This window comes from Geomonas oryzae, assembly GCF_004117875.1.
Lineage (GTDB): Bacteria > Desulfobacterota > Desulfuromonadia > Geobacterales > Geobacteraceae > Geomonas > Geomonas oryzae.
Map to the genome: position 1 here is coordinate 115320 of NZ_RAHW01000001.1, position 24766 is coordinate 140085.

General features: G+C 60.4%; 25 protein-coding genes, 1 tRNA gene and 1 pseudogene. 13 read left to right on the forward strand and 14 right to left on the reverse strand.

Translation table 11 applies throughout. The features are described from left to right. Positions 1-99: 99 nt before the first annotated feature. The 9 genes from D6Z24_RS00575 to D6Z24_RS00615 all read right to left on the reverse strand — a co-directional run bounded on the left by D6Z24_RS00575 (position 100) and on the right by D6Z24_RS00615 (position 8290). Positions 100-1152, reverse strand: a complete 1053-nt coding sequence (locus tag D6Z24_RS00575) for a cobalt-precorrin 5A hydrolase (protein ID WP_129124599.1) — start codon at positions 1150-1152, stop codon at positions 100-102. Between the two features lie 48 nt (positions 1153-1200). Continuing rightward, a complete protein-coding gene (cobM, locus tag D6Z24_RS00580; RefSeq protein WP_246014524.1) occupies positions 1201-1974 on the reverse strand; it encodes a precorrin-4 C(11)-methyltransferase in 774 nt (257 codons plus the stop codon). Positions 1975-2155: 181 nt separating this feature from the next. After that, positions 2156-2866, reverse strand: coding sequence for a precorrin-2 C(20)-methyltransferase (cobI, locus tag D6Z24_RS00585; RefSeq protein ID WP_129124601.1), 711 nt, complete (start codon positions 2864-2866; stop codon positions 2156-2158). Next, positions 2866-4083 (reverse strand): precorrin-6y C5,15-methyltransferase (decarboxylating) subunit CbiE, encoded by a 1218-nt coding sequence (gene cbiE, locus D6Z24_RS00590; RefSeq protein ID WP_129124602.1) that lies wholly within the window; start codon positions 4081-4083, stop codon positions 2866-2868. The genes cobI and cbiE overlap by 1 nt, the downstream gene beginning before the upstream one ends. A gap of 88 nt (positions 4084-4171) precedes the next feature. Continuing rightward, complete coding sequence (locus D6Z24_RS00595) at positions 4172-5242, reverse strand: cobalt-precorrin-5B (C(1))-methyltransferase (RefSeq protein WP_129124603.1); 1071 nt, start codon at positions 5240-5242, stop codon at positions 4172-4174. Positions 5243-5330: 88 nt separating this feature from the next. After that, positions 5331-5978 (reverse strand): precorrin-8X methylmutase, encoded by a 648-nt coding sequence (locus D6Z24_RS00600; protein WP_129124604.1) that lies wholly within the window; start codon positions 5976-5978, stop codon positions 5331-5333. After that, on the reverse strand, positions 5978-6361 hold the full coding sequence (locus D6Z24_RS00605) for a sirohydrochlorin chelatase (protein WP_129124605.1): 384 nt from the start codon (positions 6359-6361) through the stop codon (positions 5978-5980). Before D6Z24_RS00605 ends, D6Z24_RS00600 begins: the two co-directional genes overlap by 1 nt. Before the next feature lie 172 nt (positions 6362-6533). Then, positions 6534-7826: a M16 family metallopeptidase gene (locus tag D6Z24_RS00610; RefSeq protein ID WP_129124606.1), complete on the reverse strand. Its 1293-nt coding sequence runs from the start codon at positions 7824-7826 to the stop codon at positions 6534-6536. A 14-nt stretch (positions 7827-7840) separates the two neighbouring features. Continuing rightward, a complete protein-coding gene (locus D6Z24_RS00615) occupies positions 7841-8290 on the reverse strand; it encodes a YqaA family protein (RefSeq protein ID WP_129125391.1) in 450 nt (149 codons plus the stop codon). Positions 8291-8672: 382 nt separating this feature from the next. Between D6Z24_RS00615 and aroF the strand changes: the two genes are divergently transcribed. The 6 genes from aroF (at position 8673) to D6Z24_RS00645 (ending at position 15206) form a co-directional block, all read left to right on the forward strand. Continuing rightward, entirely contained in the window at positions 8673-9692 is a 1020-nt protein-coding gene (gene aroF / locus D6Z24_RS00620) for a 3-deoxy-7-phosphoheptulonate synthase (RefSeq protein ID WP_129124607.1), read from the forward strand. A gap of 244 nt (positions 9693-9936) precedes the next feature. Continuing rightward, positions 9937-10440 (forward strand): hypothetical protein, encoded by a 504-nt coding sequence (locus D6Z24_RS00625; protein ID WP_129124608.1) that lies wholly within the window; start codon positions 9937-9939, stop codon positions 10438-10440. A 173-nt stretch (positions 10441-10613) separates the two neighbouring features. Beyond that, on the forward strand, positions 10614-12908 hold the full coding sequence (locus D6Z24_RS00630; protein ID WP_456237281.1) for a peptidase U32 family protein: 2295 nt from the start codon (positions 10614-10616) through the stop codon (positions 12906-12908). A 3-nt stretch (positions 12909-12911) separates the two neighbouring features. Further along, a complete protein-coding gene (locus D6Z24_RS00635) occupies positions 12912-13469 on the forward strand; it encodes a hypothetical protein (protein ID WP_129124610.1) in 558 nt (185 codons plus the stop codon). Further along, on the forward strand, positions 13466-14341 hold the full coding sequence (hslO, locus tag D6Z24_RS00640) for an Hsp33 family molecular chaperone HslO (RefSeq protein WP_129124611.1): 876 nt from the start codon (positions 13466-13468) through the stop codon (positions 14339-14341). The genes D6Z24_RS00635 and hslO overlap by 4 nt, the downstream gene beginning before the upstream one ends. Before the next feature lie 184 nt (positions 14342-14525). Then, positions 14526-15206: a cyclase family protein gene (locus D6Z24_RS00645; protein ID WP_129124612.1), complete on the forward strand. Its 681-nt coding sequence runs from the start codon at positions 14526-14528 to the stop codon at positions 15204-15206. A 58-nt stretch (positions 15207-15264) separates the two neighbouring features. Here the strand turns inward: D6Z24_RS00645 and D6Z24_RS00650 are convergent, their stop codons facing one another. From D6Z24_RS00650 to D6Z24_RS00660, 3 genes are all read right to left on the reverse strand, one after another. Beyond that, positions 15265-15723 carry a hypothetical protein gene (locus tag D6Z24_RS00650; protein WP_129124613.1) on the reverse strand — a complete coding sequence of 153 codons (459 nt, stop codon included), beginning with the start codon at positions 15721-15723 and terminating at the stop codon, positions 15265-15267. A 147-nt stretch (positions 15724-15870) separates the two neighbouring features. Then, a complete protein-coding gene (locus D6Z24_RS00655) occupies positions 15871-16770 on the reverse strand; it encodes an RluA family pseudouridine synthase (protein WP_129124614.1) in 900 nt (299 codons plus the stop codon). Further along, positions 16767-17288, reverse strand: coding sequence for an NUDIX hydrolase (locus tag D6Z24_RS00660; RefSeq protein ID WP_129124615.1), 522 nt, complete (start codon positions 17286-17288; stop codon positions 16767-16769). The genes D6Z24_RS00655 and D6Z24_RS00660 overlap by 4 nt, the downstream gene beginning before the upstream one ends. 190 nt (positions 17289-17478) lie before the next feature. Here D6Z24_RS00660 and D6Z24_RS00665 point away from each other — a divergent pair, with 190 nt between their 5' ends. Further along, on the forward strand, positions 17479-17931 hold the full coding sequence (locus D6Z24_RS00665; protein WP_129124616.1) for an FKBP-type peptidyl-prolyl cis-trans isomerase: 453 nt from the start codon (positions 17479-17481) through the stop codon (positions 17929-17931). 78 nt (positions 17932-18009) lie between these two features. Here the strand turns inward: D6Z24_RS00665 and D6Z24_RS00670 are convergent, their stop codons facing one another. Beyond that, the gene (locus tag D6Z24_RS00670) at positions 18010-18486 is read right to left on the reverse strand and encodes a ferritin family protein (RefSeq protein WP_129124617.1); all 477 of its coding nucleotides are present in this window, start codon (positions 18484-18486) and stop codon (positions 18010-18012) included. Between the two features lie 183 nt (positions 18487-18669). On the opposite strand from D6Z24_RS00670, the gene D6Z24_RS00675 reads away from it, so the two are divergent. The 6 genes and pseudogenes from D6Z24_RS00675 to D6Z24_RS00700 all read left to right on the forward strand — a co-directional run bounded on the left by D6Z24_RS00675 (position 18670) and on the right by D6Z24_RS00700 (position 23896). Next, positions 18670-19557 carry a complex I NDUFA9 subunit family protein gene (locus D6Z24_RS00675; RefSeq protein WP_129124618.1) on the forward strand — a complete coding sequence of 296 codons (888 nt, stop codon included), beginning with the start codon at positions 18670-18672 and terminating at the stop codon, positions 19555-19557. Between the two features lie 219 nt (positions 19558-19776). Continuing rightward, entirely contained in the window at positions 19777-20196 is a 420-nt protein-coding gene (nikR, locus tag D6Z24_RS00680; protein ID WP_129124619.1) for a nickel-responsive transcriptional regulator NikR, read from the forward strand. Between the two features lie 106 nt (positions 20197-20302). After that, positions 20303-20791 (forward strand): tRNA adenosine(34) deaminase TadA, encoded by a 489-nt coding sequence (tadA, locus tag D6Z24_RS00685; RefSeq protein WP_129124620.1) that lies wholly within the window; start codon positions 20303-20305, stop codon positions 20789-20791. 80 nt (positions 20792-20871) lie between these two features. Continuing rightward, positions 20872-21132, forward strand: a complete 261-nt coding sequence (locus D6Z24_RS00690; protein WP_129124621.1) for a hypothetical protein — start codon at positions 20872-20874, stop codon at positions 21130-21132. A 90-nt stretch (positions 21133-21222) separates the two neighbouring features. Continuing rightward, a tRNA-Ser gene (locus D6Z24_RS00695) sits at positions 21223-21310 on the forward strand. Between the two features lie 1466 nt (positions 21311-22776). Beyond that, positions 22777-23896 (forward strand): annotated as a pseudogene (locus tag D6Z24_RS00700) (IS4 family transposase). 512 nt (positions 23897-24408) lie between these two features. Here the strand turns inward: D6Z24_RS00700 and D6Z24_RS00705 are convergent. Then, positions 24409-24765, reverse strand: coding sequence for a hypothetical protein (locus tag D6Z24_RS00705; protein WP_129124622.1), 357 nt, complete (start codon positions 24763-24765; stop codon positions 24409-24411). Position 24766 lies beyond the last annotated feature (1 nt).

Genomic DNA, 24766 nt, shown 5'->3' on the forward strand with positions numbered 1-24766 from the left:
CGGGAGAGGGCTGGGGTGAGGGCGTCGGCAGATGCAACTACTCACTTCGTGGCAACGCCCTCCCCCCCCTTCGCCCAGGAAAAGCTGCGAAGAGCCGGTTCAGGCCAAGGCACAGCGCGCGATCGCGATGGTGACGTTGCCGTCCTTCACTTTTTTCAAAATGAGCGAGCCCCCGTCGGAGGCGAGCAGCGCGGCCGGTTCGGCGACGCCGCGAGCCCCTATCGCGGCAAAGGCGTGATCGGACGGCGGCGAGGGAACCGTGACTTTGTTCAACTCGTCGCTGCTGAAGAAAAGAAGCGGGAGTCCCTTCCTTTTCGCGCAGGTCAGCAGCCCTTCCTCATCCGCCTTCGCCTCGGCCGAAGCCAGGCAGCGGACGCTTTTCAGCGAAAGGGAAAGCTGAGCCAGATACCGCTCCACCACCGCTTCGATCTCGTCAGCGGAAGTCCCCCTGTTGCAGCCGATGCCGAGGCAGAGTTCTACTGGGCGCAGCACCAGGGTGCGTGAAGGATCGAGCCCATGCGGCACCGCCCCGCTGGTGACGACGACCACGCCGTCCGCGCCGCAGGCAAGCGCGTCGTCCGCGTCGCGGCAAAAGATCAGGTTCCCCTTACCCTGGCAGTACTCCGCTACCTTGCCGGTCGGGTCGAGGACGGCGATGCGCTTTCCTTCGAGCAGCAAGGCGTTCAGCACCTTGACCCGGGAGAGCTCCTCGATGCGCCAGCCGTTTTCCTTGGCGATCATGTCGAAGGAGGGGAGTTCGTTCGCGTCGGTAGCGGTGGTGATGACCGGCGTGGCGCCGGTGAGTTCGGCGCAGCTTGCGGCAAGCGCGTTGGCGCCGCCCAAGTGACCGGAAAGAAGAGAGACGGCGAAGCGTCCTGCGTCATCGATCGTCACCACCGCCGGATCCACGTCCTTCCCTTTCAGCAGCGGCGCGATCGAGCGCACCACGATCCCCGTCGCCATGATGCAGACGAAGCCGTCGAAGTCCGGCCAAAGCCGCTCCATGAGTGCCGGCACCCTTTCCGAGAAAGGCTCCGCGCCGCACGTCTCATGTTTCTCGAGGACGAAGAGCGAGCTCTGAGGCAGTCCGCTCTTAAGCGTCGCCCCCAGCTTCGCGCCGTTGGCAGTTATGGCGATGATGGCAACGCGCATGGTTTTAACCTAGAACGTAGAACGCAGAACGTAGAACGGTTCTTTTCTTTACCCCCTGCACCCGTGTGTGAAGCCCTTGTCGTACAGGAGCGACTTCGCCTTCATCCCCTCGCCGCGGGCGCGCAGCACGTCGCCCACGACGATGAGCGCCTGCTTGACGATCCCCGCCTCCCCCACTTTCGCGGCGATGTCGCCCAGGGTCCCGGTGATCACCTGCTCGTCCGCCCAGGACGCCTTCGCCACGACGGCCACCGGCGTCTCTTCCGTGTAGGCGCCGCAAAGGAGCTCCTCGACCACCTTGCCGATCATGGAGACGGAAAGGTAGATGACCAGGGTGGCCCCGATCCGGGCGATGCTGGAGAGCTGCTCCCGCTCCGGCACCGGTGTCCTCCCCGCGAGACGCGTGATGACCACCGTCTGCGACACCTCCGGCAGGGTCAGCTCCTGCTTGAGCGCAGCCGCAGCCGCGAAGGCGCTGGTAACGCCGGGAACGACCTCGTAGCCGATGCCGAGCCGGTCGAGTTCCTCCATCTGCTCCTGGATGGCGCCGTAGATCGAGGGGTCGCCGGTGTGCAGCCGGACCACGCGTTGCCCCTCCACGATCGCTTCCGATAAAACGGCGGTGGTCTCCTCGAGATCCATGCCGGCCGAATCCCATACGCGGGCGTTCGGCGCGTAGGTCCGCACCAGTTCGCGGTCGACGAGGCTTCCTGCGTACACGACGACGTCCGCCTCGCCCAAGAGGCGCGCGCCCTTAACGGTGATCAGCTCAGCGTCGCCGGGGCCTGCACCGACAAAATGGACTATGTTCTCTTTGGACACGGGATACCTTTCAGAAAAATTGAAGCTGGAAAAGCCGACCGGCCGCCCAAGCGTTCCCGCCCCCGGAGGGGGAGGGACAGGGAGGGGGAACTGACCGCTGGAAGCTTGGAGCATCCCCCCCTCCCGACCTCCCCCCTCCAGGGGGAGGAGCACTGAGCGCGTCCAGAAGTATCACATTCCGTTACAGCGGGTTTTTCCTGACGATCAGCATGGAGAGGTAATCGAGCTTCCGCCCTAAAAGCGCCTCTAGGTCGTGGTGCACCTCTTCATCGGCCGAGCCTACCCGGCGCACGAAGACGCCGCTTTTCTCGCGCCCCAGTTCCTTCAACGCCGCGTACACGGCATCGAAGACCCGGTTCACCTTCATGAGCACGACGGTGTCGAACTCCTCGAGGGTCCGCTTCAGCTCGTCCTTCTCGTAGGTGGCGGGAAGGATGGCGATCCGCTCCGCCCCAAGCCCCAGCGGCAGTCCGGAAACGGCGGAGGAGGCGAGGATGCTGGAGATGCCCGGCACCACTTCTATCTTTATTTCGGGATACTTGGCGAGGAAGATCCGGTGGATGTAAAGGTAGGTGGAGTAAAGAAACGGGTCGCCTATGGTGACGAAGGCGACGTCCTTCCCTTCGGCGATACGCTGCGCGACCTGGTCGGCGGCCTCCTCCCAATAGGGATCGAGCCCCTTCATATCCTTCACCATGGGGAAGAGCTGGACCAGCACCTCCTGCCGGCTGCGGTCGATGAACTCCTCGACGATGGAAAGCGCGTAGCTGCCCCCTTCCGCCGCCCCGGTCGGAGCGCAGATGACATCGACGCTCCTCAAGATCCGCTCCGCCTTCCTGGTCAACAGCTCCGGATCGCCCGGCCCTACCCCTACCGCGTAGACAACCGCCACTACTCCTCCCCTTTCCAGGCCGCGATGACGTAGACCGGGTTATGGGCGGCGAACATCTTGTACTCGGTGAGGCTGCGGGTCTTGGAGATGTTGACGCAGGTGACCTCGACGGTGTAGCCGTGGTCCTCGAGGAACTCGACCGACTTCGTCAGGGTGTCCAGGGTCACCGCGTTCAGCACGATGAAGCCGTCGGGCTTCAGGCGCTTGTCGACCGCCTCGATGATCTCCTCAAGCATGCCGCCGGAGCCGCCGATGAAGACGCGGTCCGGGTCGGGGAGATCCTCCAGCCCTTCCGGGGCGTAGGTTTCCATCACGGTGACGTTTCTGGCCACGAACTTCTTGAGGTTTTCCTTCAGGAAGCCCAGGTATTGCGGGTTCTTCTCCAGGGCGAAGATGCGCCCGTTGGGCATCAGGTTCCCCGCCTCGATCGATACCGAGCCGCTCCCGGCGCCGATGTCCCACATCACCAGGTCGTCCTGGAGCTGCAGCTTGCCGAGAGTGATGGCGCGCACCTCTTCCTTGGTGATCAGCTTCTTGGCGGTGGCGAACTCGTCGTCCCTGATGCCGATCATCGGGTAGTTCTGGAGGTTGGGCTCCCAGGTCTTGATGAGGATGAGGATGTTGAGCGGCGAGCAGGTGACTTCGGCCAGCCCGCGGATGTCGGTCTTGGTGAACTTCTCGGTGGGAAGCCCCAGGTCCTCGCAGACCCAGGCCTCGTACCCCTCGGCGCCGCGCCCGATCAGCTCCTTCGCGATGACGGCCGGGGTGTTGACGCTGTCGGTGAGGACGGCGATCTTTTCCGAGGCGATGATGCGATCGAGGGCGGGTTTGATCCCCCTGCCGTGCACCGAGACGAAGGTCGCGTCGTCCCAGGGCTCCTTGATCCTCGCGAAGGCGTACTGGACGCTGGTGACGTTCGGGTAGATCTCGACCCGCTCCTTGGGGAGGTTCCTGAGCAGGAAACGCGCGACGCCGAAGAAGTTGGGATCGCCGGAGCCTAAAACGACGGTCCGCTTCTCCGTGTGTTTCAAGTGCTCCAGCATGATGGAGAGGTCTTCCAGGGGACGCTTCTCCCCCTTGAAGTCGGGGAAGATGTCCAGGAGACGCTTGTGGCCGATGAGCACCTCGGCCTGGTTGATCACCTCGAGTGCCTGTTTGCCGAACCCTTCCCATCCTTCGATACCGGCGCCGACAAGATAGATCTTTTGCTCCGCCATGGCCCGCTCCTTTCTTCATCGCAATTCAAAGGTCTAACTTCACGCCGCCCCAGATGCCCCCGAAAGGGAACGTACTGCGAGCGAAAAATCATTTCTCGAGGTAGAGTACCTCGCCCTGGTAACCCGCGAGGAGCACCCGGGCCTTAACCCAAGGCGCCAGCTCGGAACAGGCCTGCGCCACCTTCCCGCAGACGAGTTCGATCAGCGCCGGGTCGTTCCCCGAAGCCTCGAGCACGTGGCGTGCCGTGTTCGCCCCGTGGGCCAGATGCTCGAGGTGCGCCGTCCGCGGATCGGCCTTCATCCACGATGCCAGCGTGACCAGGTCAAGCTCCGACGAGGTGACGTGGGTCTGTTCGTGCCCGCAGGCGATCTTCACCAGCTTGGCGAACTGCCCCGCAACCACGACTTCGGGCACCCCCTTCCTGGCGCAGCTCTTCAGCGAGTAACCGAAATGATCCCCCATCATGATGAAGGATTCGTCGGTGAGCTTAAGCTGCTGCTGGGCCACGAGTTCGGAGGTGCGCCCCGTCGAGAGGACCACGATGCGGGAGCCGCAGGCAAGCGCGACATCGATGGAGGCATCGACCGTGTCGGTCCAGGCCCTGGTGGAAATAGGCTTGACGATCCCGGTGGTGCCGAGGATGGACAGCCCCCCCACGATTCCCAGCCGCTCGTTGAGCGTCTTCTTCGCGAGTTCCTCTCCGTTGGGGATGCTGATGGTGAAGGTGAGCGTCGCCGGAATGCAGCGCAGGGCGAACACTTCCTTGATCACCTCCATGATCATGCTGCGCGGCACCGGGTTGATGGCCCATTCACCCACCGGGACTGCGAGCCCCGGCTTGGTGACCTTCCCGATGCCGACGCCACCCTTCACGACGATGCGGTTCCTGGTGAACATGTCCGCTTTCGCGGTGACATGGATCTCCGCGCCGTTGGTCACGTCCGGATCATCGCCGGCGTCTTTCACCACGTAACAGGAGGCCGTGTTGTCGCGCAGCACGCCCCCGAGGATCCGGAAACGCGCCCCCTTGCCGCAGGGGAGCGTGAGCTGAACCTCCTCGACCAGGGTCTGATCGCGCAGCATCTGGGCGGCGCCCTTGACGGCAGCCGCGGCGCAGGCTCCTGTCGTGTAGCCGTATCTCAATTCTTTCCCGCTCATATTTCATCCCATGTGAAGACGAAAACAATTCAATTGAATTGCATTGCAAATGCAGGCCGGTAACGGGTCCCGGCGAGCTGCATCAAATTCACGATCCGGATGCTACTGCCTGGATCAGTATCGCGTTCATCACCGCGGCGGCCACATTGGAGCCCCCCTTGCGGCCGGTGTTGGTGACGAACTGCAGCTCCGGGAATTCCCGGGCCAGTTCCTTCAAGGCTTCCTTGCTCTCCGCGGCGCCGACGAAACCGACCGGCAGGGCCACGATCAGCCTGGGCCGGACCCCTTCCTCGCGCACGAGCCTGATCAGCTCGAATAATGCGGTCGGCGCGTTGCCGATGACGAAGATGCCGTTTGCCGCGTCCCTTGCCGCCTTGCGCATAGCGAGGATGGAACGGGTGACGCCCAGCTCTTTCGCTTCCTTCGCCACCTGCGGGTCCGCGACGAAGCAGGAGGCCTGCACCTTGAAGCGCCCGAGCCGTTCCTTGCTCATCCCGGAGATGATCATGTTGGTGTCGGTGACCACACCCAGTCCATCGCGGAGCGCATCGATGCCGCTAGCAACCGCCTGCTCGGTGATGATCATGCTGCGGGCGTAGTCGAAGTCGGCGCTCGTGTGGATGGCGCGGCGCACGAGGGGCCACATCTGGGCGTTCCAGTCGTGCCTCCCAAGTTCCTCCTCGATGATCCGGAAGGATTCCGCCTCGATCTCCTCGGGGCGCAGGTGCACCGACATCAGTACCACCTCTGCTCGGTGAGGCTTTCCGCTACGCGCTCCACCACCACCTCGGCCAGCTTGTCGTGCACGCCGAGATGTTTGCCGAGCACCATCTCCACACCCGGGTGGCGCTTTCTCGCCTCCTCGAGTTCCTCGGGGAGGTCCTCCTGGACGTGGGCGCCCATATAGAGGAAATAGGGAACGAGGAGGATGCGCTCCGCCCCTTGGGCGACGCAGGCGTCGACCCCCTGCTGGATGTTCGGGAGGTGCTGTTCGCGGAACGAGACCTCGACGATCTCGAACTGGGTCATCTTTTTAACACGGGCCGCGATTTCGTGTACCGCGTTGTTCGCCTCGGCGATCCTGCTGCCGTGCGCCATGAGCAACAAAGCTGTCTGCATGAAAACCTCTAAAGCGTGTTCTATGTTCTATGTTCTACGTTCTATGTTGGAACCGAAAACCGTCTTGGAAAAACCTGCACCTCTGTAAGCACACCCTACGTCTGCTGTCGCTGCGCTCCTTGGGTTTAACGTAGAACGTAGAACGTAGAACATAGAACGTAGAACTTGCCGTTTAGCTCCACCCTTTCCCGTATTCGCGGATCAGCTTCTCCACGGCGCGCTTCGCGCCGGCTTTCCACGGCCCCACCGCGGCGAGGGTCAGGTTCTTCGGGGCGAAGAGGGCGTGTGCGGTGTGCATGAGCTGCTCGGGCCCTATGGCACCCGCCTCGACGCGATCCTCATCGATGCTCCGGACAAGCGACATCAGCTCGCCCCAGCCGTAACGCACCTGCATTTCATAAGTGGAATCGGCGCTGTACTCGAGATCGTAGAAGTACCCTTCCTTGACCCGCGCGAGCTCCGCCTCCCCCACTTCCTCGAAGGCAAGACTCTTCACCTCGTGCAGCACCTCGGATACGGCAAGCACCAGGTTCTCCGGCGCGGTGGCAAGCTCGATGGCGAAGGCGCCGGTCTCCTCGTAGGCGGAAAGCGAGGCGTCCACCGAGTAGACGATGCCGAGCTTCTCCCTCAATGAGAGGTGCAGCCGCGAAGTCCCGCCGCCGCAGAGGATGCGCCGCATGAGCCTGAGTCCCATGAGCCGCTTGTCCTGCCGCGCGAAACCGCGAAAGGCGATCTGCAGGTTCACCTGGCTGTCGGAATCCTTCACGAAGAGCGAGCGCGGCTCGTCCTGCAGCTCGACGGGGGGCAGCAGCGCCGGGGGCCTCCCTCCTCCCCATCCCGCGAAGTGGCTCTCGCAGGCGGTGAAGAAGGCGTCGGAATCGTGCTTGCCCGCCGCGACGATCAGCGCGTTACCCGGCACGTAGTGCGCGGCGAGATAGGTGCGCAGGTCCTCGACGGTGATTCCCTTGATGCTCTCGAGATAGCCGATGGTCGGGGTGCCGAGGGGATGGTCCGGCCACAACAGCTTGCTGCAGAGGTTGCTGGTGTTGGTCTCCTCGCCGCGCTCGTTGATGTCCTCGAGCGCCTCCTCGGTGATGATCCGCTTCTCGATCTCCAGCCCCTCGAGGGTGGGAGTGAGCAGCATCGAGGAGAAGAGACGGATCCCTTCGCCGATCTGGTCGGGATGCACCCGCGAAAAATAGCAGGTGGTCTCCTCGTCGGTCGCCGCGTTCACGCTGCCGCCGATCGCCTCGAAGGCGATTTCGAGTTCGAGGTTGGAGGCGAACTCGCTTGAGCCGCGAAAGAGCATGTGCTCGAGGAAGTGGGAAATGCCGGCCTTGCCGGGAGTGTCGTTGCGCCCTCCCGCCTTTATGTAGATGGCGATCTCCGCGCTGTGCAGGTGCGGCATCTCGACCGAGACGAGGCGCAACCCGTTGGGGAGAACCTTCTTGGTACAGCTGAACATCAAACCTCCGAACTTCAGAGTGCCGCCCCCTTAAGGGTAAGCCAGGCAACCGCCGCGTAGCGGGCGAGCTTGCCGGTCAGCACCAGTAGAGAAAAGCGGATGAAACCGACACGCAGCACGCCGCCGACCAGGCAGAGCGGGTCGCCGATGACCGGCAGGAAACTTAAAAGTAGCGACAGTGAACCGAAGCGCCGGTAGAACCGCTCCGCCCTGCGCGTGCTCTCCTCGTCCATGCGCAGCACCCGGTGCGTCAGGAAGTCGCCGCCGTAGAGACCGATCCAGTAGGTGCTGAGCGCCCCGAGGTAGTTCCCTGCCGTGGCAACCAGCACGACGGCCGGCGGATTTTCCCGCGCGAGGAGGAGTGCGACCACCAGCCACTCGGAGCCGAGCGGCAGGAGGGTGGCGGCCAGAAAACTCAGCAGAAACAGGGAATAAAACCCGTAATTGACCAGCCACTCGTGCATTCCGGTCAAATTAGCGGAAAGGGTGCGGATTGTCAAACAGCATTCCATTAGAATGTGGTGGCAATGTATCGAAATTAATCAGGGTGATATTTTTGTGTTGACATTAGAGTCACGAGGTGGCATTTACGCTGACATGATCAACACCGGCTACTTTACCTTTACTAACTTTTACTTTTGGTACGGCTTTTATTTTAGGCCGTCGCCCCGGGTAGAGGTGTAATTTAGGTAGCAGGTACTAAATTCCGAACCGAAAGCTGGGGTGGCAGGACTCTCCTCCCCCTTTACGGTTCGAAGCAGATCAAAGTAGACATCGAACATCATACAAGGGCCGGGGGAGCAATCCTCCGGCCCTTTCGCTTTCGGGGACCAAAGGAGCGTGAGTATGATCGTGGTAATGAAGGCAGGAGCGGCGAAGAAGGACAGGGATGCGGTAACGAAGAGGATCAAGGAACTGGGGTACACCGCGCACATCATCCGCGGCACGCTGCGCGACGTGATCGGCGCGGTTGGCGACGAGCGTGGCAAGAGCGTCCTGCAGACCATCGAGTCGATGCAGGGGGTGGAGAGCGTGGTTCCCATCCTGCAGCCGTACAAGCTCGCATCGAAGGAAGTGAAGAAAGAGCCGAGCGTCGTGCGCATCTCCGACACCCTCGCCATCGGCGGCAAAGAACTGGTGGTGATGGCCGGCCCCTGTTCCGTGGAGAACGAGGAGCAGATCATCGAGTCCGCCATCGCCGTCAAGGCGGCCGGCGCGCAGATGCTGAGAGGCGGCGCCTTCAAGCCGCGCACCTCCCCCTACTCCTTCCAGGGGCTTGAAGAGGAAGGGTTGAAGCTTCTCGCCAAGGCCCGCGAGATCACCAGACTTCCCTTCGTCACCGAAGTCATCGATCCCGACTCCGTCGACCTCGTCGCCTCCTACTCCGACATGCTCCAGATCGGCGCCCGCAACGCCCAGAACTTCGCCCTTTTGAAGAAGGTCGGACAGATCAACAAACCGATACTTCTGAAGCGCGGCATGTCCATGACCATCCAGGAGTTCCTGATGAGCGCCGAGTACGTGATGAGCGAGGGGAACCAGTCCGTCATCCTGTGCGAGCGCGGCATCAGGACCTTCGAGACCGCAACGAGGAACACCCTCGACCTCTCCGCGATCCCCGTATTGAAGTCGAAGACCCATCTTCCCATCGTCATCGACCCCTCCCACGGCACCGGGCATTACAACTACATCGCCCCGATGTCCTACGCCGCGGTTGCCGCCGGGGCCGACGGGCTCATCATCGAGGTGCATCCCGATCCCGAGAAAGCCTCCTCCGACGGCCCGCAGTCATTGAAGCCGAAGAAGTTCCACGCCCTGATGGACCGTTTGAAGCTCTTCGCAGAGGCAGCGGAGAAGACGCTGTAAAAGGGAAAGTAGAAGTTGGGGGATAAGGGCTGGGACCGGAAGCACACGTATATTGGCATGCTTCCGCTGATGGGAGAGGAATAAGCCGAGGCGTGTCCCCCTCCCAGCCTCCCCCCTCCGGGGGGAGGAGTTTCCCCCCCATCAGCCATCGCGGCGAGGGCATCGTGTCCATCGCCCCACCCAGCACTGGTGCTCGCCGTCATCTGCGCTATCCTTTCCGGGAACTTCGCCCCGGAGGTGAGCCATGTGCATGCCGCGCTTTTTGCCGCTTCTTATCCTCATCGCCCTGTTCTTCGCCGTCCCGACCGCCGAAGCCGCGCGTCGCGGCGCCGGCGCAGCCCGGCAGACCGCGACCACGGGGGACGCCGAGGTGCTCGGCGACTTTGAACGCATACTCGACCTCTGGCGCGACGGCAGGTACGAGGAACTCTACCTGCATATATATAATGGCAAGGACAGCAAGGAGAAGTTCGTCGCCAAGCTCTCCTCAGCGCCGCGCAAGCCCGCATGCTGCTGGGAAAAGATCCAGGAGCCGCGGGTGTCCATGAAGAACGCCAACACCGCGGTTGTGCACGCAAAGCTCGGCTTCGAGGCGAGCACGCCCGGCACCGAGTTCGTCACCAAGGGGATCAACCTGAAGAGGGAATCCTCCGGCTGGAGCATCTCGCAGTCCGATCTATACTCCCTGGCCGACCTGACCGGCAAAAAGCGCCGCTACCGTTACATCCCCGTCCAGCCCGTGAAGTAACGCCGCTTCAACCATATCAAAGCCGCTAAACGCCCGTCACACTGATGATCCCGCTTGACCCGTGCCACCCCTTTAGGTACTCTAGGCGGATGTCATTAAAACAGGAAAACAACGTCACCAATAAACCAGAACTTCTCTCACCCGCCGGCTCTCTGGAGGCCTTTTTCGCAGCCATGGAAAAGGGAGCCGACGCGGTCTACGCAGGGCTCAAGGACTTCTCGGCACGCGCCAAGGCGAAGAACTTCACCCTCTCCCAGATGGAGCGCATGACCGCCTATGCCCACGGCAACGGCAAAAAGGTCTACGTCACCCTCAACACGCTGGTAAAGGAAGCGGAGCTGCCGCTTCTCGTGGACAACCTCTCCGCCCTCGAGGCGATGCGGGTGGACGGCGTCATCCTGCAGGACCTGGCCGTCGCGCGTATCGCCCGTGAATACTTCCCCGGCATCCCGCTGCACGCCTCGACCCAGATGACCATCCACAACTCGCTCGGGGTGCGCCAGCTCGAGGAGTTCGGCTTCGAGCGCGTGGTGCTCGCCCGCGAACTGCACATCGACGAGATAAAGCACATCGTCTCCACCTGCAACGCCGAGATCGAATGCTTCATCCACGGCGCTCTCTGCTTCTCCATCTCGGGACAGTGCTTCTTCTCCTCCTTCCTCGGCGGCCACAGCGGCAACCGGGGGCGCTGCGCGCAACCCTGCCGGCGCCAATATAAATACAAGGGGAAGGAAGGGTACTACCTTTCCACCAACGATTTCTCCAGCATCGAAATGATCCCTCACCTGATGGACGCGGGGGTCCACTCCCTGAAGATCGAGGGACGGATGAAGTCCGCGGAATACGTGGCGAGCGTCATCGGCGCCTACCGCATGGTGCTCGATGCGGCACCGGGCGAACACGCGGCGAAGGTCGCCGAGGCCAAGGAACTCTTGAAACGCTCCTTCGGGCGCGTACCCACCAAGGGTTTCCTCGCCTCGCACCATCCGACCGACATCTCCACCCCTTCCATCAAGGGGGCGACCGGCCGCTACCTTGGGGACATCCGCGAGATCCGCGGCAACCGGATCAGCTTCGACACCCGCGACCGCCTGCACGTGGGAGACCGGATCAGGGTCCAGCCCAAAAGCGACATGGCGGGACGCGCCTTCACCATAAAAGAACTCTACCTGGGCGGGAAAAAGGTCATGAACGTGAAGGAGAACACCATGGTCTCCACACCGTCCCCCTTCCCGTTCAAGCTTGGCGACTCGGTGTTCAAGGTCTCCTCGGAGACCGCCTTCACCATGAGCGAAAACGCCTGCCTCAAACGCCTGGAGAACGTCAAGGGGGACAGCATCCCCTGCAAACTGACCCTCTCCTACGCGGACCACAAGATGCGGATAGACGCCCAGGTGCTGGGAAGCGAGCTCACCACCGAGTTCGAGCTGGGCGGACTGGAGCCTTCGCACACAAGCGACATGGAAGGGGTCCTGCGCGCGCAGTTTTCCAGGTGCGGAGAAACGCGTTTCACCCTTGCCTCGTTCGCGGCCCCGGACTTCCCCGCGCTCATGATTCCGCCACCGAAGCTCAAGGACATCCGGCGCAACTTCTACACCTGGCTTGCCGAGCATGCGCTCGGCTCCTTGAAGGAGAGAAGTGCCAAGGGACGCGAGCGGGCGCTCGCCGAGCTGGTCGCGAGACGTCCGGGACCGGCGCGCGGCAAGGAAGAGCTCTGCGTCAAGATTGAGCAGGTGAAGGACTGGCACGAGCTGCACCGCGACATGGTAGACGCCGTGATCCTGCCGGTGTCGAAGGTGAACATGCACCAGTTGGGGCCCTTCTCGAGGAAACTGAAGGGAAGCGAGCAGAAGGTGATCTGGCAGCTTCCTTTCATAATCTTCGAGGCCGACGTCCCCTTCTACCGCGAAGCCGTAGAGGCGATCATGCGCGCCGGCTTCCGCCGCTTCGAGCTCACCAACATCTCCCAGTTCCAGTTCTTCAAGGGGACCGACGCCGAGTTGAACACGGACTACCGGTTCTTCTCGCTGAACAGCCAGGCGCTTCTTTCCTGGCAGGAGATGGGGGTCACCCGCGCGACGCTCTACATCGAGGACGACAAGGAGAACCTCGCCAGGCTTCTGGCCTGCGACCTCAAGGTGAACCGCGCCGTGCTTCTCTACGCGCCGGTCCCGGTGATCACCTCGAAGATCTCCATCAAAGAGGTGAAGGGGGACGTCCCCATCGCCTCGGACCGCGGCGACCTCTATTCCGTAAAGGTGAAGGACAACCTGACCGTGGTGAACGCGCAGACGCCGTTCGCCATCACGCAGCACCGAAACGAGCTGCGCCAGTTGGGGTGCGGCAGCTTCGTGCTGGACCTTTCGCTCTTGCAGCAGCAGGAGCGCGACCGGGTGCTGGAGGCGTTCCGCAAAGGGGTCGCGGTCCCCGGGGCCTCCGAGTTCAACTACACCGCGGGGCTCGTTTAGGCGATGGGAATCATCGACAGGATCAAGGGGCGCATCCAGGACCGGCTCAACGATCCCGCGTTCATGGGACTCGTTCAGGAGCAGAGCCTGAAAGATCTCCTGGTCCGCCGTGAATTCCGCATCACCGAAGAGTACCTGCAGCGCGAGTTCATGAAGAAGGCGCTCGACGACGAGCTTGTGGAGTTCAACCTCACCATCGGCGACGGCTACGGGGAGTTGTCCGGGAAACTCAAGAAGCGGCTGGTCCCTTTCGCCATCCCGTTCTCGGTGAGCTTCACCATCGAGGGGCTCGAATTCAGCACCGCGCGCAAGTGCGTCTTTCTGAAACTGGGGCCGGTGGCACCGCTCGACCTCGAGTGGCTCACCAGAAAGGTGGTGGAACGCATCCCGTTCATGAGCCTCTCCGGCGACATGCTTGTCTGCGATTTGAACCGGGTGCCCCGCCTTGCCGAGCTTTTCGCCCAGCGGGTCAAGGGAATCAGCATCTGGGATTACATTACATTGAAAGAGCTCTGGCTTAAGCGGGGCGAAATAGGAGGAAGGGTGGGGGTGGTTTTATGACGGATTACTTGGTACGGGCCATGGCCAAATCGGGGACGGTAAGGGCGTTGACCTGTGTCACAACGGGAACCGTAAGCGAGGTCTGCCGTCGTCACGGCACGCTTCCCACGGCCACCGCCGCCCTTGGGCGGGCGCTCACCGCGGGCGCCCTGATGGGAGCGCTGCTGAAGACCGGACAGCGGGTCGCGCTCCGTTTCGAAGGAAACGGCCCCCTCAAGAAGATCGTCATAGAGGCCGACGCGAACGGCAGCGTGCGCGGCTATGTCGGCGACCCGCAGGTGCACCTGCTCCGTCCCGATGGAGCGCTCGACGTCCCCAACGCCCTCGGACGCGCCGGGTTCATCACCGTAGCCAAGGATCTCGGCCTCAAGGAGCCGTACCGCGGCATGGTGCAGCTCTATACGAGCGGCATCGCCGAAGACCTGGCGCTCTACCTCGTCGAGTCGGAGCAGATCCCGTCCGCCGTCGGCATCGCCGAGTTCATCGAACAGGACGGTGAAGTAGTCGCATGCGGCGGGTTCCTGATCCAGGCCATCCCCCCCGTCGATCCGCTGGTGATCGAGGAGCTGATGACCAGGATCGAGCAGCTCCCGCCGCTTAGCGATCTGATGCGCCAGGGGAAGACACCGGAGGAGATCATGGGACTGCTTCTCTCCGGGATCGACTACGAGATCCTAGAAAAGCGCTCCGTCGGCTTCGCCTGCAGCTGTGGCCGCGAGCGCATCGAGAGGGTCCTCATCTCCATGGGGAAGAAGGAACTTTCCTCCATGCTCGCCGAACAGCACGGCAGCGAGGTCACCTGCGAGTTCTGCGGCGAGAAATACACCTTCGACGAGAGCGATCTGGAGCGTCTGATCGCCGAAACTGCTTAAACCTTCAACGCAAAGACGCGGAGACGCAAGGCCCCAAAGGCTAGCAACCCGCTGCCTCGTTAATACCTCCCCCCGGAGGGGGGAGGCAGGGAGGGGGGAAGAACGGGGGGATGCCGCGCCCCTTTGATTTTGCGTTATACTTTCCCGGTGCCGCCGCACATTAAACCGACCCGGGAGGTGCCCCATGAGAATCCACGACATCACCGTCGCCCTGTCCCCCGATCTCCCCACCTATCCCGGTGATCCATCCATGACCGTCGATCCCTGGCACCGCATCGCCAAGGGTGACGGCGCGAACGTGTCCCGCATCACCCTCGGCACCCACGCCGGAACGCACATCGATCCCCCGCGCCACTTCAACGATACCGGCATAACGGTGGACGAAATCCCGCTCGACCTCCTGATCGGAAAGGCACTGGTCGTGGAGATCAAGGGGGTGAAGAGGATCGGGGCGGAGGACTTGGAGAAGGCAGGCGTGAAGGGGGTGGAACGTCTCCTGATCAAGACCGACAACTCCGCTTTCTGGGACGACAAGGGGTTCCACGAGGATTTCGCCGCGCTCACCGCGGAGGGCGCCCACTACCTGCACAAGCACAAGGTGAAACTGGTGGCGGTCGACTATCTCTCCGTCGAACCGATGGACGGCGACGGCGAAGTGCACCGGATCCTTTTGAACGGCGGCATTCCGGTAATCGAAGGGGTGAACCTGACCGGCGTGGCCACGGGAGAGTATCAGTTGATCTGTCTGCCGATGAAGCTTAAGGACGGGGACGGGGCGCCGGTGCGGGCGCTTCTGGTAGGGAACCCCGCCGCGGCGGCGCAGACTGAGTTCGATCCGCACACAAGCAGATGGCCCCTTTCGTAGGAGGGTGGGCTGAAACAGGATGAGGGGGACCGCCGGTCCCCCTTCTTGTTTCCGGCAGTTACATAGCCTTCTTCTTGCAGCACTCCTTCGGAGCCGGCTGGCCGGCCGGCTGATCGGGCTGCTGCATCTTGGCGCACTTGGCGCAACCGGCGGCCGTGGGAGCAACCTCGGCCCCTTTCATTTTGGGGCACTTGTCGCACGCAGGCATTGCCGCGGCACCCTTCGGGCACTTGTCACATGCGGGCTTCGCGTCTGCACCCTTCAACGGACAATTGGGGCAAGGCGCGTCCTTGTCCATGTTGGCCGCTTTCGGGCAGTTCGGACACGGAGCGGCGGCACCCTGCTCGATGGCGGCAGCCTTCGGGCAATTGGGGCAGGGAGCCTGCTGAGCCTGGGCCATCTTCGCGCACTTGTTGCAGCCCGGCTGCATCGTTCCCTGCTGCTCACCCCACACCGCAAAAGCTCCGGCCACCAGCAGCACAACCGGCAACAGCACCAGCAAAATTCTCTTCTTCATGTAACCTCCCTTTTCTTATTCTTTCGCCTCGCAGGAGGCTGTCCTTACCAACTTTAACAACGGTCCACTCTCCCTCGCCCCCCGGGAGAGGGTCGGGGTGAGGGCTTGGGTCCGGGCGAATGATTATTCGCCCCTACGGTGCCTCGTTCACTCCGCCGCTTGTTCCTGCTGTTCGAAGACGCCCTGCGGCGCGGCCTCGAGAAAATCCGCATCGAGCGGCGCCACCGCCTCGATGATCTTCCCCCTGGGGCCGGTGAAGCGCATGGCCCGGCAATGCAGCATCATGCGTGCGGCCGGAACACCCCCGTAGCTCTCGTCCCCGATGATCGGGAAACCGGAGTGGGCGAGATGCACGCGGATCTGGTGCGTGCGCCCGGTAAGCGGCTTTGCCTCGATGGCGCTCACCCCGTTACCTTCTCCCAAAACGTAGAAGACGGTGCGGGCGGGCTTGCCCTTCAGCGACACGCCGTAACGGAACTTGCTCACCCGGTCGAGCGGCGCATCCACCTTCCAGCTCTGCTCGTCGGGAGACCCGGAAACCAGCGCCCAGTAGGTCTTTTGCACCTTCCCCTCCTTCAGGAGGTTCGAGATGAGGGTCGCCGCCTGCTTGTGCTTGGGGAAGAACATGACGCCGCTCGTCCCGCGGTCCAGCCGGTGCACCACGCGGGAGGGATCGCGCAGGCCGATGCTCCTCATGTAGCACTCGACCGCGTACTCCACGGTCCCCTTCAGCTGGTACGGGGTCCGCTGGCTGTTGAAACCAACCCCTTTGTACACGGCGAGGAAGTCCTTGTCCTCGTAGAGCAGCTCGTGCTTTTGGTAGACGAGATCGATGCAGCGCTCGGCATCCATGAGACCGAGGGCAAGCTCCTCCCCCTCTTTCACCTGGCGCGACGCCACGCGGACCAGCGTCTGGTTCAGGTTGCACCCCCCCCAGTCTATGACGCGGCGGATCTCCCCCTTGGAGAGTTGCGGGAAAATCGCCTTCGCGGCGTCGTCGAGCCTGAGTCCTGCCTGTTCGGCATCTATGCGTGCGGTAAGTATCATGCGATATGTCTCTGGGCGCGCAAAAGCGCGGCTATGGTTTTTCCGTCGGTGATGCGGCCGTCCGCCGCCATCGCCACGGCTTCGGCAAAGGGGACCTTCTCGCAGGAGATCTCCTCGTAATCCTCGGGCTCGGCGTCACCCTGGGTAAGGCCGGTGGCGAGGTAGAGGTGGATCTTCTCGTCGAACACACCGGGGGATGGGTGCAAAAGGCCAAGTGAAATCAGCTTCTCCGCCTTCAGCCCGGTCTCCTCGAGGAGCTCGCGCTCCGCGCACAGCTGCGGGTCCTCTCCTTTGGAAAGGCGCCCGGCCGGGATCTCCATCAGGAAATCCCCCACCGCGGGACGCAACTGGCGGATAAGCGTGATGCAGCCGTCGTCGTGCAACGCGAGAACGGCCGCGCCCCCGGGATGACGTACTATCTGATATGTGTACCACCCCTGCTTGCCGATCAGGACATCCATCTGCTCGACATCCACAACGAGGCCGGTGAAAAGAAGGGATCGGTTCTTGGTTTCCATGGGCACCCCCGGAAGATACATACCATTTCCCCGGGATTTTGGCCACGCAGAAATTGTGAGCGGACGGCGGGACTTTTGCTGCCGGCAGGGCTGTCACTTCCCGAGTGCATCGATGGAAGAAACGGTGGATAATATCTTGGGCATCTGATATCCTCTGGTCTTTATCCAACAATATCAAGGAGAATAGAAAATGGCACAAGCTAAAGAAGGGGACCGCGTAAAGGTTCATTATACGGGCAGACTCGATGACGGCACCGTGTTCGACAGCTCCGAGTGCGGCGAAGGCGAGTGCGGCCACGACCACGGCCCGTTCGAGTTCACCGTCGGCGCCGGCCAGGTCATCCCGGGCTTCGACGCAGGCGTTAAAGGGCTCGCCGTCGGCGAGAGCAAGACCATCCACATCCCGGTAGACGAAGCGTACGGCGAGAGGATGGAAGAGATGATCGCGGTTGTGCCGCGCACCGAGCTTCCGGCGGAAATGAACCCGGAAGTGGGGCAGCAGCTCGAGGTCACCCAGCAGGACGGGCAGATCTTCAACGTCATCGTGACCGAGGTGACCGACGAATCGATCACCATCGACGCCAACCACCCGCTTGCAGGCCAGGCGCTCAACTTCGACCTCAGGCTGGTTGAGATCCTCTAGGCCTCACCGACCAGACAATAAAAATCCCCTCCCCGTTACGAGGAGGGGATTTTTTTATCCCGTTTGTCCCGTTGCCGCCTAGTTCTCGGGCATGAAGTGCTGCTCGTAGAGGTCCTCGAGCTCCTGCAGGTGGCGGGACTCGTCGGCGAGCATCTTCTTGAAGAGCACCGCCATGGGCGCACCTTCGCAACCGCGGGACATCCTGTCGTAGAAATCGATGGAGCCCTTCTCCAGGTGGATGGCGTAGGCCAGGGCGTCGCGTGCGGTCGATCCGGAGTGGAGGTCCTTCTTCGGCAGGACGTAGCCGAGGTTCATGGTCGGCACCGGCTGCTGCAGCCCTTCCCCCCCCTTCATCTCGCCTTCCACCAGCGCCTTTTCCAACTGGTGCTTGTGCTCCAGCTCGTCGAACGCCGCTTCCTTGATGATCTGGCGCGCAGCCTTGTCTTTCACGACTTTCAGTGCGGCAAGATACGCACGGTACCCTTCGTTCTCCATCTGGGCGGCCATTTCTATCGCTGCTTCAAATGTGTAACAGACATCACCTTGCTCAGCCATGGACGGTCTCCTGTAGCGTTTGTTTGTGAAAGGCTTTTTAACACAAGAAACTCCGGAGCACAAGATCTTGTATACACTTTCCCCACTTAAATGGAGATTAGGGAAAGAGCTGTTACACTAACGACGGTATTATGACTTTGAAACGGGGAGCCTACAGCGCTGTTCCCCGCACCGGAGGGGTATATGTTGATCTTTTTGACCGGCGGCACCGGCTTCATAGGCGGACACGTACGGGAGGCGCTGCTCGAGCGCGGGCACAGCATCCGGCTTCTCGTGCACCGTAGAAGTCCCGCCGCAGTCGAGCCCGGCGTCGAGGAGATCGAGGGTGACGTGACGCGCCCCGAGACCTTCGAGGACGCGGTGCTCGGCTGCGACGCCACGATAAACCTGGTCGGCATCATCCGCGAATTCCCCGGGCGCGGCATCACCTTCCAGCGCCTTCACGTCGAAGCCACCCGCAACGTCATAGCCGCGGCCAAAAAGGCGAAGTTGCACCGTCACCTGCAAATGTCCGCCCTCGGCACGCGCGCCGACAGCACCGCGCACTATTTCAAGAGCAAATACGAAGCGGAAGAAGAGGTCCGCCGCTCAGGACTCGACTACACCATCTTTCGTCCCTCCATCGTCTTCGGGCCGAAGGACGACTTCATCAACAAGCTCGCGGGATACCTGCGCAGTTTCCCCGCCATGCCGGTGATCGGTGACGGCGAATACCAGTTGCAGCCCATCGCCGCCGACGACGTCGCCCGCTGCTTCGCCGACGCACTGGAGCGTCCCGACACCATAGGGCAGGAGTACGACCTCTGCGGTCCCGACCGCTACACCTACAACCAGCTTCTCGACACCATCGGCAAGGTGATGGGGAAGAGCCATGTCGCCAAGATAAAGAACCCGCTCCCCCTCATGCGTCTCATCGTCCCCTTCTTCGAGGGGTTCTCCTTCTTTCCCGTCACCTCCGATCAGATCGCCATGCTCGTGCAAGGAAGCACCTGCGACGGCAGCTGGCGCAAGACCTTCGATTTCGAGCCGGTGAACTTCGAACCCGGCATCCGCAGCTACCTAAGGCCGTAATCCCTTAGCCGAAGGAGGGGACCGGCTCCGCCAGGTGCCAGTCCCCCTAGGGGGGCATGCGGAATAGAGCGTTCCGCTAGAGGGACAGGCACCTAACGGTGCCAGTCCCTTCCACTCTCCTGCCTCTGTGGTTTGCCCGCCCCCTTCATCCCGCCGCATCTTTACTCCGCAGCACCTTTCACGTATAGTGAGTCACCCTCATCAAGGAGAGTGCAACGCATGGGCGAGACAGTCAGATTCGGTATTTCCATGGACGACCAACTGCTGGAGAGCTTCGACCGGCTCATCGAACAGAAAGGTTACGCCAACCGCTCCGAGGCGATCCGTGACCTGATCCGGGCCGCTCAGGTCGAACTCGACTGGGAGGAAGGCGAAAAGGAAGGAGTCGGGACCGTCACCCTGGTTTACAACCACCACGTGCGCGACCTCTCCGACAAGCTGACCGAGCACCAGCACGCGCACCACGACCAGATCATCTCCGCCCTGCACGTCCACTTGGACGCCCACAACTGCCTGGAAGTCCTGGTGGTCCGCGGCAAGGCCCGGGACGTCCGCAGGATCGCCGACGAACTTATCGGGGTTAAAGGCGTGAAACACGGCAAGCTCGTCATGACCAGCACCGGAGAGGGCCTCCACTAACGATTAAACCGTTCAACGTTCAACGTTCTACGTTCAAGGCCGGCGTTCCTTTTCCGCTTCCGTTTTCGCGGCGGGAGAATTCGCACTTTTGTTACAAGAAGGAACCATGCTGAAAGACGATCACTACTGGATGGGCAAGGCGCTTGAGCAGGCGGGCAAGGCCGAGGCGATAGGCGAAGTCCCCATCGGCGCCGTCATCGTGATGGACGGCGCCCTAATCGCGCGCGGGCACAACCTGCGCGAGAGCAAACAGGATCCCTCGGCACACGCCGAGATGATCGCCATACGCAAGGCCGCCAAGAAACTCGGCAGCTGGCGTCTCACCGGCGCGACCCTCTACGTCACCCTCGAACCCTGCACCATGTGCATGGGGGCCATCATCCTCTCCCGGATCGACCGCGTCGTCTTCGGAAGTTACGACCCCAAGGGAGGGGCAGCCGGCTCACTCTTCGATTTTTCCGACGACAAACGGCTGAACCACAGCGTCGTTCTCACCCCCTGCGTCCGCGGGGATGAGACATCCTCCATCCTCTCCAATTTTTTCGCCAAGTTGCGCGCGCAGAAAAAAAAGGAGAAAGCCCTTCCCGCCTGCTGAGAAAAAAAATCTAAATCTCTGGTGCAGTTGAGCCGAAACTAAGAGCATAAACTCATTTTTATTCGCTCTGAGAGGGGCTTATGCAACTAGAAGAAATCACCCCCGAATCCATCATGGCGACCCATCACGAGGTTTCCCGGCTGGCCGCCTACACGGAAGAACTTCTGCAGGGGACCATTGCGTCCGAAGAGCACGCCCGGTACAAGCTGACCGCCGTGCTGCGGGTCTACAGCGAGCTCGGGCTCATCTGGCGCATTCTGTCCGAGATAGACACGAGAGGCGTACTCACAAAGACACAGCGTCAGTACCTGCAGGACTTCTACGCCGGTCTCACATACTGACGAAGGCGCCAAACAAGGCTTGAATTTCTGTTTGGAATAAGGTATATCTTTCTGCTCCGACGAACTCGAGTCGTCTGAAAGAGCATATCCGGAGAGATGTCCGAGTGGTCGATGGTGCCTGACTCGAAATCAGGTGTACCGAAAGGTACCTAGGGTTCGAATCCCTATCTCTCCGCCATAAAAACAAGGGGTTACAACGACAGCGTTGTAACCCCTTGTTGCATTTTTTGTTTAGTATGGTCTCTAGTATGGTCTCTGTTCCCCTTGCTGGGGGAGGTGGACGAGAGAAAGATTTAAGGGGATAGTCAGGTTGCTCCCGTCATATCAACGCGGCAGCGGGTGACCGGATTCACCGGTCCTCCCGTTTGGTTGGGCTACTGCGGTCGTTTCCGATTGTCAACTTTTTCACGTGTCAGGGGCTGACCCCTTTGGCTTGTTAATCATGTTGTTTTTTAAGTTGTCTCGTCAGTTCGTCATTTTCACCTTCCTGTCATACGCCCCAGATCAGGTACTGCCCTTTTTCTTCCCCCACAGCCTCTTTCTGTAGACCTCCTATTGCAAGCTTCCAAGAAAAACGAGAAGGAAATGCAGGTAATAGAGGTAGCCCAGAGGTGATAACCAATGCCTCCGATAGCCGGAAAGCGTTCCGCGTGTACAGGGTACATCCAAGCAATCGCCGCAAAAACCGCGGTCGCAATCAACAGAGAAATATCAGGTGATTTTTTGTAGTAGAGATGCAGCCGGTAAGAGGCAAAAACTAACAGGTTACAAATCGGCAGTAACAGTCCGAGGATGGAATAAAAAATGCCGCAGCTGCCGCCCGTTAGGATCATGAAAGCAAAAAGTGGTGAGGCTATTAGGCAATGCAGCCCGGGGAGTGTGTCATTCCCATCGAGCCAACCGATCATCAAGGATGGTTGCCATAAGGAAATTCCAAACAGGAGGTATCCAGTTAAGAGAGAGACAAGAGATAATCTACCAAGAAAGGTGCTGTCTCCTATTCCATTCCTTACCTTATCAATGGCGTCCGCTGCCTCTGCCACTTGGGATGCGGTACCAGTCGTCTTGGCACGGCAAGGCATGACGGTCTCACCGGCTCCCCCCATAACCTGAGCCGCACCGCCGCCATCGCCCTTTTCTATGTCTTCTTCTCGCAGCGCAGTAGGAAGACTGTTGCCCCTCCAGGTGCTGCACGGCTTGTCGTTCCTTTTACCAAAAGATTGTTGGTGAGCCGGGCCTTGAAATGTGCGGAACCTCAGTCGGCATCTTGGACAGTTGGCAATAGCATCAACAGGAATGGTAGCGGTATCAACAGGTTTATGGTACCCGCATCTTGGACAGATTACTTGCACAGTCTTTGCCACCACCTTCTTTCGGTTAAACGGGTTACCCCGTGGGCTCACGGCTTTAACTTTACTACAACGGCGCGGCGTGACCGGCGGAGCACTCGTCCCCTTTCAGCTTTCTTCCGCTCTCATCAACTGCGGAGACCGGTCTACGCGCTTTGTTGGGATTTCTGCTCCCGAAGGTATCGGGCCAGAGCACTGCTGTCCCATAGTTGATACATAAAAGAAGAGGCTCGGAGAGCTACTTGTGGTATATTCAGTTCGCCAAAACACGAATAAACACAAGGAGATCCGAGCCGTGGCCCATAATAGCACAGTCCTTAATCAGGTTGTGAGTTTTTTCAAGAGACATGAATTTGAATCCCTCGCCCGCAAACATCACGTAGGTGGCAGCTTCAGATCTTTCAACCGCTGGACTCAGTTTATGGCACTGCTTGTCGGGCAACTCTCGGGGCGTAAAACACTGCGTGATCTGGTAGAGAACCTGGCAGCGCAAGGCCAGAAACTGTATCATCTCGGAATGAAGAAGGTTCCGCGCACCACGCTTGCCCGAGTGAACGAGGAGCAGCCGCACCAGTTGTACAAAGAGCTGTTTCATAAGATGCTTGGCCGTTGCCAAGCCATCGCGCCGAAGAACCGATTCAAGCTGAACACAAAGCTGTTTTTGCTGGACGCCACCATCATCAAGCTGAGCCTGGATGTCTTTCCGTGGGCCACATACCAGCAGAAGAAGGGGGCTGTCAAGCTTCATGTCGGCCTCTCAGCCGATGGCTACTTGCCAGAATTCTTTGATATGACGACCGGCAAGGAACACGAAATCAACTGGGCCAGAGCCCTGAAACTGCCGGCGGGTTCTTTCGCGGTTTTCGACCGCGGCTACACCGACTACACCTGGTACCAGACGCTCACCAGCAACGGCATATTCTTTGTTGCCCGGCTGAAGGACAACGCTTTGGTCGAGTACTTCAAGAAGCGCCGCGGCCGGAAAGCTAAAGGCGTTGTAAGTTGACCAAGAGATCGCACTCAAAGGTGTCAAAGACAGACTCCGGCTCGTCCAGTTCCTCGCAGAAGACGGGAACGAGTACCGGTTCATCACCAACGCTCACCACCTGCAAGCTGCCGTTGTCGCAGAGCTTTATAAGGAGAGGTGGCAGATCGAGTTGTTCTTCAAGTGGATCAAGCAGAACCTGAAGGTGAAGACATTCTTGGGAACCTCCGAGAACGCTGTCCAGACTCAGCTCTGGATTGCCATGTGCGTTTACCTGCTGCTCGCGTGGCTGAAGTTCAAATCGAAGCTCGGGCTGTCCGCGCAGCAGATGTTGCGGTTATTACAGATGAATTTGTTCGAGCGCCGGAACCTCGACCACCTATTTCGACCACCTCAAATTACGCCAAACCCGCAGCTGGCGCTGCTTTGAAAGCTATGGGACAGCAATGGGGCCAGAGAATCGAGTTCGCATGGACGTCCCCTCTTACTAAGTTACATAAGTTACCTGCGTCCCCAACTCGCTACTCACTTTTAGTCCTATTCATGAATTTAAGTGTTTGAAATACTGTAATTAGCACTAGTCCCCACCAGAAGGAGCCAAGAAATGGAGAATATGTTGAAACTCCCCAGTTGCCACCTTCTGGATATAATAAAGACATTGGAAAGTCGATTATCAAAAGATACCAGCAACCCGAGCCATCACACATGAAAGGACCATATTCAGAATTGTATTTGACAATGCTTAAATATAAAACCATATGAATAGTAGCACCAACAAAAAATGGTTCTATGAGTGGCCGCAATTTCATGTATCACCTCAATAAGTCTTCAACATTGTTATTGACCGGTTAGACAAAGCATCTCATTTAGGATGTCGGCATCTCATACGGGATACAAGTATCCTGCTGAGGATGCATTATTTGCATTTTCTCCAGGATGCTTTTACCTGCCGAGCGGTCTGGAATCGTCGAGGATCCTGCACTCCAACTCCGTGCCACGAATAGAGCCGTAGCGAACCAGCCAAACCTTATCCTCCGCGTTCCATCTTCCGCCTGCGGTTTTTAGCTTGGCGCGAAGGTCCTGCTCAGAATAGCCGACCATTACCTGCACCAGGTCCTCCTCGCGGAAGCGAGAACGGGGACGCCATGGCTTTTCCTCCACGACGATCTCCACCGTCTTCAGCCTGACGCCGCGCTCCTCGTCGTAACGGTACCGGACGTAGAGCAGCGCAGCGCCGTACTTCTCCACCAGATGCTTCGTCCCTCTCTGCCCGGGTTTGAGGTTCAGGCGCGATTTCATG

Bases quoted from the DNA above. Each gene is read 5' to 3' on its own strand.
- D6Z24_RS00705 (WP_129124622.1), bottom strand. From the start codon at position 24,765: ATGAAATCGCGCCTGAACCTCAAACCCGGGCAGAGAGGGACGAAGCAT.
- D6Z24_RS00630 (WP_456237281.1), top strand. From the start codon at position 10,614: ATGGAAAAGGGAGCCGACGCGGTCTACGCAGGGCTCAAGGACTTCTCG.
- aroF (WP_129124607.1), top strand. From the start codon at position 8,673: ATGATCGTGGTAATGAAGGCAGGAGCGGCGAAGAAGGACAGGGATGCG.
- D6Z24_RS00690 (WP_129124621.1), top strand. From the start codon at position 20,872: ATGCAACTAGAAGAAATCACCCCCGAATCCATCATGGCGACCCATCAC.
- tadA (WP_129124620.1), top strand. From the start codon at position 20,303: ATGCTGAAAGACGATCACTACTGGATGGGCAAGGCGCTTGAGCAGGCG.
- D6Z24_RS00655 (WP_129124614.1), bottom strand. From the start codon at position 16,770: ATGATACTTACCGCACGCATAGATGCCGAACAGGCAGGACTCAGGCTC.
- nikR (WP_129124619.1), top strand. From the start codon at position 19,777: ATGGGCGAGACAGTCAGATTCGGTATTTCCATGGACGACCAACTGCTG.
- D6Z24_RS00595 (WP_129124603.1), bottom strand. From the start codon at position 5,242: ATGAGCGGGAAAGAATTGAGATACGGCTACACGACAGGAGCCTGCGCC.
- cbiE (WP_129124602.1), bottom strand. From the start codon at position 4,083: ATGGCGGAGCAAAAGATCTATCTTGTCGGCGCCGGTATCGAAGGATGG.
- D6Z24_RS00600 (WP_129124604.1), bottom strand. From the start codon at position 5,978: ATGTCGGTGCACCTGCGCCCCGAGGAGATCGAGGCGGAATCCTTCCGG.
- D6Z24_RS00635 (WP_129124610.1), top strand. From the start codon at position 12,912: ATGGGAATCATCGACAGGATCAAGGGGCGCATCCAGGACCGGCTCAAC.
- D6Z24_RS00625 (WP_129124608.1), top strand. From the start codon at position 9,937: ATGTGCATGCCGCGCTTTTTGCCGCTTCTTATCCTCATCGCCCTGTTC.
- hslO (WP_129124611.1), top strand. From the start codon at position 13,466: ATGACGGATTACTTGGTACGGGCCATGGCCAAATCGGGGACGGTAAGG.
- D6Z24_RS00615 (WP_129125391.1), bottom strand. From the start codon at position 8,290: ATGCACGAGTGGCTGGTCAATTACGGGTTTTATTCCCTGTTTCTGCTG.
- D6Z24_RS00575 (WP_129124599.1), bottom strand. From the start codon at position 1,152: ATGCGCGTTGCCATCATCGCCATAACTGCCAACGGCGCGAAGCTGGGG.
- D6Z24_RS00670 (WP_129124617.1), bottom strand. From the start codon at position 18,486: ATGGCTGAGCAAGGTGATGTCTGTTACACATTTGAAGCAGCGATAGAA.
- D6Z24_RS00675 (WP_129124618.1), top strand. From the start codon at position 18,670: ATGTTGATCTTTTTGACCGGCGGCACCGGCTTCATAGGCGGACACGTA.
- D6Z24_RS00650 (WP_129124613.1), bottom strand. From the start codon at position 15,723: ATGAAGAAGAGAATTTTGCTGGTGCTGTTGCCGGTTGTGCTGCTGGTG.
- D6Z24_RS00660 (WP_129124615.1), bottom strand. From the start codon at position 17,288: ATGGAAACCAAGAACCGATCCCTTCTTTTCACCGGCCTCGTTGTGGAT.
- D6Z24_RS00665 (WP_129124616.1), top strand. From the start codon at position 17,479: ATGGCACAAGCTAAAGAAGGGGACCGCGTAAAGGTTCATTATACGGGC.
- D6Z24_RS00645 (WP_129124612.1), top strand. From the start codon at position 14,526: ATGAGAATCCACGACATCACCGTCGCCCTGTCCCCCGATCTCCCCACC.
- D6Z24_RS00605 (WP_129124605.1), bottom strand. From the start codon at position 6,361: ATGCAGACAGCTTTGTTGCTCATGGCGCACGGCAGCAGGATCGCCGAG.
- D6Z24_RS00610 (WP_129124606.1), bottom strand. From the start codon at position 7,826: ATGTTCAGCTGTACCAAGAAGGTTCTCCCCAACGGGTTGCGCCTCGTC.